Source organism: Ensifer sp. R1-3 (assembly GCF_056739175.1).
In genome coordinates, this window is sequence record NZ_CP096516.1 from 590623 (window position 1) to 603135 (window position 12513).

At 59.8% G+C, this 12513-nt stretch carries 14 protein-coding genes and 3 pseudogenes; 8 read left to right on the top strand and 9 right to left on the bottom strand.

From position 1 onward, the window contains the following. Window positions 1-3 precede the first annotated feature (3 nt). A complete protein-coding gene (gene lsrK, locus M1D43_RS20155; protein ID WP_164843625.1) occupies window positions 4-1566 on the top strand; it encodes an autoinducer-2 kinase in 1563 nt (520 codons plus the stop codon). 40 nt (window positions 1567-1606) lie between these two features. After that, the gene (locus M1D43_RS20160; RefSeq protein ID WP_003533119.1) at window positions 1607-1921 is read left to right on the top strand and encodes an antibiotic biosynthesis monooxygenase; all 315 of its coding nucleotides are present in this window, start codon (window positions 1607-1609) and stop codon (window positions 1919-1921) included. 344 nt (window positions 1922-2265) lie between these two features. On the opposite strand, the pseudogene M1D43_RS20165 reads toward M1D43_RS20160, so the two are convergent. The 3 genes and pseudogenes from M1D43_RS20165 to M1D43_RS20175 form a co-directional block, all read right to left on the bottom strand. Further along, a pseudogene (locus tag M1D43_RS20165) lies at window positions 2266-2729 on the bottom strand (hypothetical protein). Window positions 2730-2826: 97 nt separating this feature from the next. Further along, on the bottom strand, window positions 2827-2964 hold the full coding sequence (locus tag M1D43_RS20170; RefSeq protein WP_080590319.1) for an exopeptide: 138 nt from the start codon (window positions 2962-2964) through the stop codon (window positions 2827-2829). 270 nt (window positions 2965-3234) lie between these two features. After that, a complete protein-coding gene (locus tag M1D43_RS20175; protein ID WP_013850850.1) occupies window positions 3235-3426 on the bottom strand; it encodes a hypothetical protein in 192 nt (63 codons plus the stop codon). Between the two features lie 142 nt (window positions 3427-3568). Here M1D43_RS20175 and M1D43_RS20180 point away from each other — a divergent pair, with 142 nt between their 5' ends. From M1D43_RS20180 to M1D43_RS20190, 3 genes and pseudogenes are all read left to right on the top strand, one after another. After that, a complete protein-coding gene (locus M1D43_RS20180; protein WP_411756420.1) occupies window positions 3569-3769 on the top strand; it encodes a hypothetical protein in 201 nt (66 codons plus the stop codon). Continuing rightward, complete coding sequence (locus M1D43_RS20185) at window positions 3705-3920, top strand: hypothetical protein (protein ID WP_234851073.1); 216 nt, start codon at window positions 3705-3707, stop codon at window positions 3918-3920. Before M1D43_RS20180 ends, M1D43_RS20185 begins: the two co-directional genes overlap by 65 nt. Continuing rightward, a pseudogene (locus M1D43_RS20190) lies at window positions 3911-4438 on the top strand (terminase large subunit domain-containing protein); the annotation flags it as partial. The gene M1D43_RS20185 and the pseudogene M1D43_RS20190, both read left to right, overlap by 10 nt. 19 nt (window positions 4439-4457) lie before the next feature. Here M1D43_RS20190 and M1D43_RS20195 read toward each other — a convergent pair. From M1D43_RS20195 to M1D43_RS20220, 6 genes and pseudogenes are all read right to left on the bottom strand, one after another. Next, window positions 4458-4619, bottom strand: a complete 162-nt coding sequence (locus M1D43_RS20195; protein WP_010975481.1) for a Thivi_2564 family membrane protein — start codon at window positions 4617-4619, stop codon at window positions 4458-4460. Window positions 4620-5417: 798 nt separating this feature from the next. Then, on the bottom strand, window positions 5418-5867 hold the full coding sequence (locus M1D43_RS20200; RefSeq protein WP_015008393.1) for a hypothetical protein: 450 nt from the start codon (window positions 5865-5867) through the stop codon (window positions 5418-5420). Window positions 5868-5878: 11 nt separating this feature from the next. Next, window positions 5879-6256: a hypothetical protein gene (locus M1D43_RS20205; RefSeq protein ID WP_017272201.1), complete on the bottom strand. Its 378-nt coding sequence runs from the start codon at window positions 6254-6256 to the stop codon at window positions 5879-5881. A gap of 63 nt (window positions 6257-6319) precedes the next feature. Beyond that, the gene (locus M1D43_RS20210) at window positions 6320-6859 is read right to left on the bottom strand and encodes a hypothetical protein (protein WP_164822173.1); all 540 of its coding nucleotides are present in this window, start codon (window positions 6857-6859) and stop codon (window positions 6320-6322) included. A 987-nt stretch (window positions 6860-7846) separates the two neighbouring features. After that, a pseudogene (locus tag M1D43_RS20215) lies at window positions 7847-8439 on the bottom strand (IS630 family transposase); the annotation flags it as partial. A 419-nt stretch (window positions 8440-8858) separates the two neighbouring features. After that, a complete protein-coding gene (locus M1D43_RS20220; RefSeq protein WP_017263575.1) occupies window positions 8859-9080 on the bottom strand; it encodes a helix-turn-helix domain-containing protein in 222 nt (73 codons plus the stop codon). Between the two features lie 133 nt (window positions 9081-9213). Here M1D43_RS20220 and M1D43_RS20225 point away from each other — a divergent pair, with 133 nt between their 5' ends. From M1D43_RS20225 to M1D43_RS20235, 3 genes are all read left to right on the top strand, one after another. Beyond that, entirely contained in the window at window positions 9214-9762 is a 549-nt protein-coding gene (locus tag M1D43_RS20225; protein WP_498814452.1) for a hypothetical protein, read from the top strand. 161 nt (window positions 9763-9923) lie between these two features. Next, complete coding sequence (locus tag M1D43_RS20230) at window positions 9924-11519, top strand: ABC transporter substrate-binding protein (protein WP_498814454.1); 1596 nt, start codon at window positions 9924-9926, stop codon at window positions 11517-11519. 6 nt (window positions 11520-11525) lie between these two features. Next, window positions 11526-12503 carry an ABC transporter permease gene (locus M1D43_RS20235; protein ID WP_498814456.1) on the top strand — a complete coding sequence of 326 codons (978 nt, stop codon included), beginning with the start codon at window positions 11526-11528 and terminating at the stop codon, window positions 12501-12503. Window positions 12504-12513 lie beyond the last annotated feature (10 nt).

A 12513-nucleotide genomic window follows, 5' to 3' on the forward strand; every position in this document is an offset into this window, starting at 1 on the left:
ACCATGAAGACTTCCTATATGCTGGCCGTCGATGCCGGCACGGGCAGCGGCCGCGCGGTGATCTTCGACGAAAACGGCAACCAGATCGCCAGCGCCCAGCACGAATGGTGGCACCGGGCCGATCCGCGCTTTCCGGGCTCGATGGACTTCGATGTGGAGGGCAACTGGTCGCTGCTGTCCCGCGCCATTCGCCAGGCGATCGCCGAAGCCCGCATTGCACCCGCCGAGATCCGTGCAGTCAGTGCCACCAGCATGCGTGAGGCGATCGTCGCCTATGACCGCAGCGGTCGGGAAATCTGGGCCTGCGCCAACGTCGACAGTCGCGCCGTGAGCGAGGTGCGCGACTTGAAGCGCGATTTTGCCGATCTGGAGCGGACGCTTTATACTGAGAGCGGGCAGACCTTTGCGCTCGGTGCCCTGCCGCGCCTGCTCTGGCTGAAGCGCAACCTACCGGACGTCTATGCCCGGATCCACAAGATCAGCATGCTGTCCGACTGGGTTCTGGCGCGTCTCTCCGGCGTTATCGCGAGCGATCCTTCCAACGCCGGGACGACCGGTCTCTACAGCCTGACGAAACGTGATTGGATGCCTGAGGCGCTGAGCAAGGCCGGCATGCGCGACGATATCTTCCCGGAAAGCGTCGAGCCGGGCACGGTGATCGGCCGCGTCACCGAGAAGGCGGCTAGCGAGACCGGCATTGCCGTGGGCACGCCCGTGGTCATGGGTGGCGGCGACTGCCAGAGCGGGGCAGCGGCAGTCGGTGTCGTGAATGAAGGTGACTGCGCCGTGCTCGGGGGGACCTTCTGGCAGCAGGTGGTGAATGTCGGCCCGTGCGTGTCCGATCCGTCTATGGACCTGCGCATCAATCCGCATGTCGTCAACGGCCTCAACCAGGCCGAGGCGATCAGCTTCTTCGTCGGCATGGTAATGCGTTGGTTCCGCGACAGTTTCGGCGCGGAAGAGGTCGCGGCGGCCGGGCCCGGCGGCGATGCCTACAGGCTCCTCGAGGAGAAAGCAGCCGGGGTGCCGGTGGGCGCTTACGGCATCATTCCGGTCTTCTCCGACGTCATGCACTACGGCAACTGGTATCACGCCGCGCCTTCGCTTCTGAACCTTTCTATCGACCCGGAAAAATCGGGCAGGGCCGCGATCTTTCGCGCCCTTCAGGAGAACGCGGCGATTATCGCGGCCCGCAACCTTTCGGCTATCTTCAAGCTTTCCGGCAAAACGCCGGACAAGATCGTCTTTGCTGCCGGCGCGTCGAAATCAGCCCACTGGTCGCAGATCCTTGCGGATGCCACCGGCCTTCCCGTCGTCACGCCCGTGGTCAAGGAGGCGACGGCGCTCGGCTGCGCCGCAGCGGCGGCAATCGGGATTGGCCTACGCTACAACTTCGTCGAGGCGGCGGCGAGCTGGGTGCGCTGGGACAAGCGTTTCGAGCCGAATTTCGACCACAAGGTTATCTACGACGCGGCGGGCGAGCGCTGGGCACGCGCCTACGCGCTGCAGCGACAGCTCGTGGACGAGGGCGTCACCACGGCCATGTGGAAGGCGCCAGGTCTCTGAGTTTTATAGATCCGTCAATCAACATAGCAGGAATTAAGACATGCTCATCCAGATGGTTAGCATCAACGTCAAGCAAGGCCACGCCGCAGATTTTCTGGAGGCGTTCCGCATAAACTACGAAGGCACGCGCCAGGAGCCCGGTAATCTGCGCTTCGATGTCCTGCGCAATCCGGACGACGACCACAGCTTCGTCATCTATGAAGTCTTCAAGTCGCCTGAGGCGCTTGACGCGCACCGCAAGACCGAACACTACCAGGAATGCGTGCGCCGGATCGACCCGATCCTCGCCGGCCCACGGACCAAGACCTTCTATAATGTCGAGATGGCCGATTTTCTCGGCGCGGGCCAAGCCTAGCAGGTTTGGAACACGGCAGAGCTCCTCGGACAGCTGACACTACTTCGTTCAGCGGTTGAGCGACCCTTCTGTACTGATTAAATTCGATAAACCGCTGGACGAGCTTCGGACTGCTCTAGCAGAGTTTGACTGGGAGACAGAGCCGGTCATAATCTTGGCGGTGGGATTGCCGCGATGCTGCGGCGTTCGCGTCACCCCAACGCCGCCGCCGTTCCTGACCAAGAATTTCGTCTCGCATCCCATACCTTGCCTAAAACACGTCGGTAACGACGTCGTCAATGACGGCCATCAAGGCGCTATCCGGCAGGCGGTGCCAATCGGGCGGTTAGCCTGAAAAGGGGTATTCAACCTGAAACCGTGTCAGCGAAGCATGATGCGATCATCTTGTTTGCTCCTAAGTCCCTTGCCCATTTTCCGATCTCGGGTTCGTCACTCTTCTCAGCGATGCCGCCCCACACTTCCTTCAGCACGGGCTTTCCTGACGAAGAGTCGAAGAAAAAATAGCCTGGGTCAGCAACCGGGACATCGGCATATACAATCGTCCATGTGCCGGCCTGCATAAAACTGATGATGCTGATCTTGGACGGTTGGCCTTCTGATCAAGGCCTTTGGCAACAAGCCTCGAGTAGTCGGCTTTGCGTGTGGCGCTGAGCTTCGTATCAACGCCTTTGCAGGGATCAGCCGCCAATGCGGCATGTTGTGGTAGTTGGAGGATGACAGCAGCTAAACCGAATGCGAAAAGTTGTTTTAGAAACGTGACATCAGGGCAGTACTCGCTCCAGAAATCTTGTGGTAGATAACCGCACATCGTGTTCACGGACAAATGGTAAGCTACCGCTCATAACCAAGAAAGTCCGGGTTCGATTCCCAGGCCTGCTGCCAACATACAGAGCGACCGCCCCGTTTCATCTTAGGGGTGTCTGAGGAACTACTTCCGGTACATCGGTTGGCACCTCATTTTCTGGGACGAACCCCAGGATGCTCACCACGAGAGCGATGAGAACGCAGATGAGTACGAGGAAGGCAACGCCGGCTCTGTCCATCCATCATTAGCAATTCCGAATGTGATGAATTCGAGGCAAAGACTAAGAGGCTCGCATCCTATCGCCGCGACCAGACCCGCGCCCGGCGGTACCGGGCAAATCAGAGGAGAAGAAGGTCGGTTAATTTAAATAATATTCGTCAAAATGGACTGATCCGAAGCAATCAACTCTGACGCAATCAGGGACAACTGGTAAGCAGAGGCCTATAACCTCGAAGAACGGGTTCGATTCCCGTGCCTGCAACCAAATTCGAGACGATGGCTATCTGCGTCAGTCTTCTTCCCAGAGCATTTCCATTATCTCGTCAGGGGATTCCTTAACCTGAAGCGTCACGCAATCTGCGTTTTTGGGAGCGAAGGTGACGAGAGTGGTGCGTCGTTGACCTTCAACCCGCTGGAAGTGCGTCACAGAGTTCATGTTGACGAAAATTGGTCCGTTGTTGTCGTGTAGTTCGAGCCACATGGTTTGTGTCCTCTCGACAATTCGTCGGCTCGCGGAAGTATAGCAGAAGGGTGATGAGGCGTATGCGTCGGAGGGGTAAGGGTATAAGCCGGACAGGGGCAACGCTTCCCGCCTGACAGCAAATGACAGCATCAAAGATCGCGTGGCCGAAATCCAAGGTAAGGGCAAGGCGGAAGCGACTGTCGATCGTGTTTTGAAAGAGCTCTCCCGTGTCGGCTTCTCCGATCTTCGCCGCGTGCTCGATGCGAACGGCACGATGCTTCGACCTGAAAAGTGGGATGACGACACAGCCGCCGCCGGTCGCTTCGGTCGAAGCGGTGACCTGCAACATCGGCGGCGGTGAGGTCGTGCACGTCCACAAGTTTAAGGTCTGGGACAAGAATAGCGCCTTGGAGAACCTCGCCAAGAACCTCGGTTGTTCATTTGTCGAGCACTCTGGGAGCATGAGCCTCAATGTCTTGCCAGAGGACGTCGAACGTGGCGCATGCAGGTAGCTCGATTAACGGAGAAACAGCGAGAGGCTAATCGCATTCTCGCCAGTCCAGCGCGCAACATCATGCTCCGCGGCGGGTCTCGGTCCCGGAAAGACGTTCGTTCTTTGTCGGGCCGTGCTCCAGCGAGCGACAAATGCTGCGGGTTCGCGGCATGTCATAGTCAGATTTCGGTTCAACCACGCAAAGACGTCTGTCTGGTCCGGTACGCTGCCCAAAGTTCTGGCCCTCTGCTCCCCGTCGGTTCGGGTGAGGTTTGACAAGACCGATTTCTATGTCGAGCTGCCGAACGGGATCGCAGATCTGGATTGCCGGCCTCGATGATAAAGAGCGCGTAGAGAAGACCCCGGGGCAGGAATACGCCCCTCTCTCTTTCAACGAGCGGCCAAATCCCCTGGGCATCCGTCGACACGGCGATGTCTCGCTTGGCGTAGAAGTGCGAACTCGCTCCAGCGATCGCCGCCGCGACAGGCAGAACGTATCTAGCCCTCAAGGCATTCTTCGACTGCAATCCGCCGTCCGGTGGTGTAGCTATGCCGATCAGAACACGCCCAGAGAGCTGAGCAACGAAACTGCGCCGACGATCAGAACGACGATCTGAGCCATCTGCTTCATCGTAGAGTCGATCGGAAGCTTCTGCACGAGGTAGAGCAAAACGATGACGAATAGGATTGTGACGAGGATGCTGATTGCGGCGGACATGTCCCCCAGGTCCTTCAATTAAGCGCCTTGCGGCATGAAGGCGTAAATATGGCTGAGCTCTCGAAAGGGAAGGGAGGAGGATGGCGAACCCAATCTATGCCCGTCTGCAGGCGACGGCGCAGCGCCTCATCGCAAAATATGGGCAAGCCGGCAGGGTGAGAGGATCTCTGGGCGAGGCCCGTCGCTGGAGGCAGGCGCCAGGCCTCTGACCGCCCCGTCCGCCATCGGGACGGCTGCGCGCGGCGTTAACACAGTGCTGCAGCGGTCTCTACTCGCCTATTCGGGCTAAACCAAAGCCACAATCAGAGGCCGTGCAGTCTCTGCAGCGGCGTTTGAAATTCTCAATTCGCGCGTATGTGAATTCGAACGCTCAGAAGCTGGGCCTCTTCTTTCGTCGAGAGAGAAGGGCCTTTTTGCGTCTAAGAGCAAAAGACCCGTGATCCGGGCCGGGATCACATTCCATGGCGTCCCGTCGCGCTTGTGGGTAGGCCGTCGGATGCTTTTTGCTCCGGCAGCCCGAAATCGTCTCTGTCGCGCATTAACCAAAATCCTCTCCGGTGCCCATCTTCCCAAGGCCGGTACTCCGATGCGGCTAAGACGGTGGAGCCTCAGAGCCGTGGAGAAGGGGACGATTTTTACAACCTAAGCCCATCACTCACCCAAGGGGCTAACGACGGCGGCCGCTCGGGGTGATAACTCTATATGGCAAAAGGTTCGCGCGGCGGCCTGCCTAGGACCCTTGCCATCGTTGAGCCAGACTAAGGTCTCAATCAGCAGGCATTCAGGAGAATGCTGCAATCACTCGGGCTGCGGCAGGGGGATCAATGTTTGCGTCTTGCTCTTGGTCGGCTTTTCGCCCGGAACATGGGACATGGTCTTCGTGCGGCTCTGCAGTCCGTCGTCCGTAACCTTGGTCTTGGTCTGCGACTTGCTGAATGTTCCTTTGTCCATGGCCTGAGCCTTTGATTGTCCCTGCAATTTGGAGGGATTGTCGTGTATTTTCGTCTGGCTCTTTGCCTTTCCTTCCGAGCTTGCTGCGCTTCCGCCCACGCCAATCGACGACGTCGTTCCGCCATCGGTCCTGCATGTGCCCGCCGTTCCGATCGTGCTGGCCGAGGTGCCATCGGCCGCGGCGCTTCCGCCAGATCCGACCGTTCCCGCCGCATCGCACTCTTGAGCCTCCGCTGGCACGAACGCAGCCGTTGCGGACGCGACGACGAAAAATGCAAGTATCGTTCTTCGAAGCATAACAGCTCCTTTCATTTCTTCGGCTTGATGATTGCGCAGGTCCCGTCCGAACGGCGCGTGATGGTCGTGCCATCGGGGCGGGTCACGCTAGCGGTCGCAAAGCTCTCTCCACCGGAGGACCCGCTCGTCACCGAGGATCCGGCACTGCTCGTGGCAGACCCACCGCTGGCCGTGGTGCCGCCGCCGACCGTCGTGGACGAGGATACGCTGCCAGACCCAACAGTGACTGACGACGAAACGCCGCTCCCTTCCGACTGTTCTTGTTCGATGACCACGCACGTCGAGCCGTCATCGAGCTTGATCTCTTTCGCCGCGGCATGGTCAGGGGCAGCCATAGCAGCAGCGAACAGTGCCGTGATAACCGGGACTAGAAATGAACTGGAGGTCATCGGGCCTCCTCCTTCTTCGAACGCTGGCTTCGGAAAGGTGCTCCGAAGCCAGCCGATTTGATGTCAGCAGGACGGTCTGTTGCCCTTCGAGCCGTCCTTCTTGGCGAGGCCAGGAGGACAATTCTTGTTGCTCTCATCGTCCTGGGCGGCGTCGCGGGCGCTATTTTCATCGCCTTGGACACTGCCGGTGGTCTCATCCGATGTTCCGCCACCCGATCCAGAGGCTGAGCCCCCGGTTCCAACGGAGCTGCTGGTGCTTCCACCGCCTGCGGAAGAGCCGCCGGTGCCAAGGGTCGAAGCGGAGCCGGAGCTACCCGACCCGGCGGCTGATCCACCCGTTCCCACGGAGCTGCTTGACGTACCGCCGCCGGCCGAAGATCCGCCCGTTCCCAGTGTCGATGCCGAGCCGGACTGGCAATCGCTGGTGTTCGGATCGCAACCGCCACCAGCCGAGCTTCCGCCAGTTCCGACAGTGCTGCTTGAGGTCCCCCCGCCGGCGCTGGTGCCGCCGGTGCCAATCGTTGTGCTCGATTGCGCGAACGCGCCGAGCGTGGTGCCCGCCAGAAGGCCTGCCGCGAGGGCCGTCCTGATAAAATACCGCATTGGAGTTCCTTTCCTCACGTTAATGTCGTTGTGGCTGCAACCTGCCTACCAACCCAAACCAGCATGACGTGTTCCGGGCTGGGACTTCGGACCGAAGGGATGCCGGCGCAAAGTCTGAAGGCCTACTCGGACCTTCGCCCGTTCGGCGCGCGCATAGGTCTGAGCGGCTATTCCGAATGGAACCGCGCGGCCGGATCGCTCGTTTTCTGCGCTCGGGCTTCGCGCAGCCCTGCTCACCGAATTGATTGTGATGGCACTTCGGGGGCCGCAGCTCTGTTTGTGTCTCACGACATTCGCCATCTTGTGGAAAGGGATGCCGCCGTCTTCTCATCATCGTCGTCTGGCCACCACCCCCATCCAATTATGAAGAAGCGCTTCTTTTGCCTGTTAACCATCGAGGCGGGATAATAGCCGCTGCAGCACCGGTGCTCCGAAATTTCCGCCCCCCGACGGCAGGTAAGCGGCGCTGTCCTTCCGGCAGTCTCAGAACAGCTTTTGCACATTGAGCCCGTCGGCCGTGATCTGTCTCGTCGGTCGGTCAACAGTTGACCCCGCGTGTGCTTCCTGGCCTTTTCGTCATCCAGGACGGTCCCTATCCTTCATGTTTGATCATGGAGGAATGCATCGCGACGATCCGACCACGGGCTCGTTTCAGAAAAGTAGCACGAGGTTGCATACCTCAGGCGCGCGGGGGAAGTGTCGCGGAAGAGGGCCATTGAAGCTATCCGTGGGGCGAGGTCGAACCGAAAAAAGCTGATGGACTATCTTCAGAGCAAATGAACATTAAAAAATGTGAGTGCCCGCACGAGGGGACGAGGCGGGCACTCTGAACAGGTTGGGGGACCTGGTGCCGCAGAAATGCGCGGCGCCGTAACAACTCATCTCTCGCCGCTTTTGTTCCAGGGTCTCTTGGGCTCAAAACAACAATGGCTCCGACGGTTTTTCCACGGGTAGAAGTGTCATCCGCTCGGCTAGAGCACGTCCACTTTAATCCGGGTCATATTCTGCTGCTGCGAAGTAGGTCGCACACTCTTGCGGTTCGAAGAGCTCGACGATGTCGCCAACGGTGTTCCACAGGGCGCCGACGGAGCGTTCGGCCCTTGCCCGCAGAAGCGCCTTGAACTTTGAGCAGGAGGCGTTTTCAATCGGGTTGAAGTCGGGGCTGTAGGGCGGGAGATAGAGCAGCGTGCGGCTGGCGGTTTCTATGGCCTGTCTGATGCCATCTGCCTTGTGGGCCGGCAGGTTGTCCATGTCGCCGGTCGTGAGGGTCGCACGAGAACCTGCTCGACATAGGCCTTGAAAGCCACTCCGTTCATCGCCCCGTCAAGGACCATTGGCGCGGTCATGCCGGAGAGCCTGAGCGCCCCGGTGAACGTCGTAGTTTTCCAATGACCGTGCGGAACGCCCGATCGGCAACGCTCTCCGCGCGGAGAGCTACCGCGAAGTCGGGACATCTTCGTGGAAAGACCTGTCTCGTCTATGAAGACGAGGCGGGCTGGATCGAGATCAAGCTATCCATCGAACCAGTCCTGACGCCGCTTCGGGAGGTCTGGCCGCTCCTGCTCCAATGCATGTGCGTTTAACCGCCACGCCTTATGCCCTCTATCTTCAACCCGAGGATTATGAGTAGGCCACCCAGGCGAAGGAAATCTTCTATCCCAAACGGCCAGCCTCACCGAACTTCTCCCGATTCATGACGCTTATGTTGGTGGAGAAACGTATTCGGCGGATGGGACGCCGACGGTGACCTGTTCGGGCCGATACTGTTGAAAAAGTCCACAATTGGAGCTTACCGAAACTCGGCCAATTTTCGATATGAGCGAATGTTGCCGCTGGATGTCGTCTCAACTCCGCAACACGACTCACACGCCTGCTTGATCGCAAAATTGGCAGGTCCCCCAAGTCGTTTTCCTGTGTCGGCCTCCACGACACTCGAAAAAATCAGACGTGTAGAAGCGGGTTTCTCAACACTGCCCGCCATAAACGGCCCCGCCAGCTACTACTTCTTGAACCGAACACCCACGCCGCCGCCATTTTCAGGAATGAACTCTATCCCGGCATCTTCCAGCACGCGCTGGACGCGTTCCAAGGTGGACGACCGGAGCTGATCTCCACGCTCAAGTCGGGTGATCGTCTGCGTTGAGACGTTGGCTGCTTTCGCAAGTTCAAGGACCCCCCAACCCAGCGCAACGCGGGCTAACTTACACTGAATTCCGTTCATATCACCATGCCATGGTGATTTTGGTTGCGCATGTTAGGGTTGCCCTGTATATGAGTGCACGTTAGCGGCTGTACCTGGTGTTACGAGCACCCGGCACAGCCTGACCACAACCAAGCTGTCAGGAGCTCGGATCATGGCTGATTCCGACAATAGCAGAACTTTGTCTACCGTCACCCGGGCAGACTTTCATTCCTTCGTGGCGGCGTCTTTACCCACATATCAAGAGCTTACTCGGGCGAAACAGCTGTCCCGGGATGCATGCGATGCCGACCCGGCGCTCGCAGTTTGGCACCAATGGTGCGCCGCCCGGCAGCGTCTAAGCGAATCAAGTTTGCTACAGCAGCGGCTCGAGAGATCGCTCTTTTCGGCTGTTTTGCCCCCACCGCTTGAGCAATCCGCGGGTTTGCGAGCTTACGAAAAGGCGCTCGAAGCTGAAGATCGTGCATCCATCGCGGAGGTGCAGGCCGCGGAAGCCCTATGGAGGACACCAGCGCGATCGGTTGCAGGCGTAACGGCCAAGCTCCACGCCCTCGTCACGAAGTGGCAACCATCTTCCACAAGCGAAGAAGAACCCTGGCCACAAATCCGCTCCGTCATCGCCGACCTCCTGAAGATCGACACCGGCTCTGCTGCGAGCCGCCTGTCTATGCCTGAACGCCAATCCGAGCTTCAAGGCGATTGAATGGGAATGGTTCACCAGGACACGTGATCCCCGGCCCGCCGCCGACCTGACAAGCTATGCGCACCGCGCCTTTGTATGCATTTCGCCGTGGAAACACGCGTTGGGAACTGCTTCCAATGCGGCGTTCCGACTCTACCAAAAACTAAAACAAGGAACTTCAAATGAAACTGGGAAGCCCATTTCGGCCACGCCTGCTTTCCGCGCTTCTGATCTCCATCTTCCTCGGGAGTGCTCCGGCGACGCCGGCGCAAGAACGCGGAGAGCTTCGGATCGCTACGTCCTACAAGCTGATGACGCTCGATCCGCAATATGCCAATCTCAACGAGAATACCTCACTGCTCTCCCATATTTACGAGCGGCTCGTCTACCAGGACGAGAATCTCGAATTGAAGCCTGGCCTCGCCACCTCCTGGCGGCCACTGTCCGACACGCAATGGGCGTTCAAGCTCCGCGACAAGGTCCGCTTCCATAACGGCTCGGCCTTTGACGCCGATGATGTCGTCTACACGATCGAGCGCATCCGGGACTTCCTCAAACCGCCGAGCGGCGGCTTTCGCTCCTATGTCAGCGGCATCAAGTCGGTCTCGGCACCCGATCCTCTCACAGTGCTGATCGAAACCGACGGCGCGGTCCCCAATCTGCCACTCTTCTTCTCCTCCATCTTCGTGATGAACCGGCCCGCTGAGGGGTTCGAGACGACCGAGGACCTCAACGCGGGTCACCCGCCCAACGGCACTGGACCCTACCGGTTCGAGAGCTGGAGTTCCGGCGAGAGCCTGAGACTTGCCCGGAACGACGACTACTGGGGCGGCAAACCTGCCTGGTCCAAGGTTACCTTCCGGGTGATCGAGAACCCGGCAGCGCGCGTGGCGGCGCTCAGCACGGGAGAGGTCGATGTGGCCGACGCGATCCCGGCCCGCGACGTTGCCTCCTTGAAGCAGCGCGGCGCCAGGGTCGCGAGCGTCGGTGCTGCACGTGTCAACTTCGTACAGTTCGACGTCGCGCGGGACACGCTTCCAGGAGTGACGGACAAGTCGGGCGAACCGATCGCCAATCCGTTCAAGAACCCGCTCGTGCGCCGAGCGCTTACGCTGGCGACTGACCGGGGCATTCTCGTCGACAAGATTCTCGCAGGTTATGGCACGGCCGCCGCCCAGGTCTTTCCGAATGGTCTGCCGGGCACCTCGGCGAAACTGCTGCCTGAGGCTCCAAACTATGACGAAGCAAAGATGCTTCTCGCGAAGGCCGGTTTCCCGGACGGCTTCAACCTTGTTCTTGCCGGGCCGGCGGGCCGTTACCCCGGTGACGCCGAAAGCCTTCAGGCAGTCGCCCAAAGCTGGGCCCGCATCGGCGTCAATGCTCAACCAGCGGCCGCGCCTTTCTCGGTCTTCAACACCAAGCGCGCGGCAGGGGATTACGGCGTCTGGTACGGCGGCACCTCCGGCGAGGCGGTCGACATCATTCTCCATTCTCTGCTGGCATCCCCGGACCCAGAGCGCGGGACCGGTGCGCTGAACTTCGGGAAGTATCGCAACGAGGCCTTCGACGCGATGCTCGCAAGGGCGGAAAGCATTGCGGTAGGGCCGGAGCGCAATGCCGCACTCGCGCAGGCGACGGAACTCGTGGTGGCCGACCAGCCGATCATACCGCTCTACCATTTCCATCACATCGTCGGTTACGGCTCGCGGATCGGCTCCTATCTCCTGCACCCCCGCGGCTGGACGACCGCGATGCAGACGCGTCCGGCGATGGAGTAAGCGGTCATGGGCATGATCTCGGTTGCATTGGGAAGGCTGGGCCAAGCCTTCCTGCTCCTCATCGCCATGTCGTTGATCGGCTTTATCGGCATCCACAGCGTCGGCAATCCGGTCTTCAACGTCGTCAACATCGAAACAGCTACGCCCGAGGACATTCACGCCGCAACGATCGCGCTCGGACTTGATCAGCCGATCTGGCGTCAATACCTCGCATTCATCGGCAATGTCGTCAGCGGCAACTTCGGCACCTCCTACATCTATCATCTGCCCGCCTTCGAGTTGGTGATGAGCAAACTGCCGGCAACGCTTGAGCTCGCCTCCATCGCGATGCTGATCGCCGCACCGCTCGGAACCGCGCTCGGCCTTCTTGCCGGCCGACGCAGCGGCACGCTGTTCGACAGAACCCTGGTCAAGGCGAGCGTGTCGGCGCTGAGCATCCCGTCCTTCTGGCTGGCGATGATGCTGATCCTCGTCGGCGCTATCCTGACCGGCTGGTTCCCGTCCGGCGGCCGCGGCTTGACTGCGAGCTTCCTGGGTCAGGAATGGAGTTTTCTGACTGCAAATGGATTATGGCACCTCGTGCTTCCGGCCTTGGCGTTGGCGATACCGAACATCGCTCTGATTGCCCGTCTATCGCGATCGGGAACAATCGAAGTCGAGAACCTGGATTACACAAGGTTTTGCCGCGCCAAGGGGCTTTCCGCGCGAAGGATCCTGTTCCGCCACATCCTTCCGAACATCAGCGTGCCGATCGTGACGATCATCGGACTGCAGTTCGGCGGCATGCTCGCCTTTGCCGTGGTGGTGGAAACGATCTTCTCGTGGCCGGGCGTCGGCAAGCTTCTGATCGACTCCATCCAGCTCCTCGACCGGCCAGTGGTGATGGCGACGCTGACCGTCATCGCCGTCGCCTTCGTCGCGCTGAATGCCCTCGTCGACTTGTTCTATGCCGTGCTCGACCCGCGCGTGCGCCTGTCTTCATGAAAGGTGACCC

Coding starts and splice junctions, on each gene's coding strand:
- M1D43_RS20235 (WP_498814456.1), top strand. CDS start 11,526: ATGGGCATGATCTCGGTTGCATTGGGAAGGCTGGGCCAAGCCTTCCTG.
- lsrK (WP_164843625.1), top strand. CDS start 4: ATGAAGACTTCCTATATGCTGGCCGTCGATGCCGGCACGGGCAGCGGC.
- M1D43_RS20225 (WP_498814452.1), top strand. CDS start 9,214: ATGGCTGATTCCGACAATAGCAGAACTTTGTCTACCGTCACCCGGGCA.
- M1D43_RS20230 (WP_498814454.1), top strand. CDS start 9,924: ATGAAACTGGGAAGCCCATTTCGGCCACGCCTGCTTTCCGCGCTTCTG.
- M1D43_RS20185 (WP_234851073.1), top strand. CDS start 3,705: ATGACGACACAGCCGCCGCCGGTCGCTTCGGTCGAAGCGGTGACCTGC.
- M1D43_RS20175 (WP_013850850.1), bottom strand. CDS start 3,426: ATGTGGCTCGAACTACACGACAACAACGGACCAATTTTCGTCAACATG.
- M1D43_RS20205 (WP_017272201.1), bottom strand. CDS start 6,256: ATGACCTCCAGTTCATTTCTAGTCCCGGTTATCACGGCACTGTTCGCT.
- M1D43_RS20160 (WP_003533119.1), top strand. CDS start 1,607: ATGCTCATCCAGATGGTTAGCATCAACGTCAAGCAAGGCCACGCCGCA.
- M1D43_RS20200 (WP_015008393.1), bottom strand. CDS start 5,867: ATGCTTCGAAGAACGATACTTGCATTTTTCGTCGTCGCGTCCGCAACG.
- M1D43_RS20195 (WP_010975481.1), bottom strand. CDS start 4,619: ATGTCCGCCGCAATCAGCATCCTCGTCACAATCCTATTCGTCATCGTT.
- M1D43_RS20210 (WP_164822173.1), bottom strand. CDS start 6,859: ATGCGGTATTTTATCAGGACGGCCCTCGCGGCAGGCCTTCTGGCGGGC.
- M1D43_RS20220 (WP_017263575.1), bottom strand. CDS start 9,080: ATGAACGGAATTCAGTGTAAGTTAGCCCGCGTTGCGCTGGGTTGGGGG.
- M1D43_RS20170 (WP_080590319.1), bottom strand. CDS start 2,964: ATGGACAGAGCCGGCGTTGCCTTCCTCGTACTCATCTGCGTTCTCATC.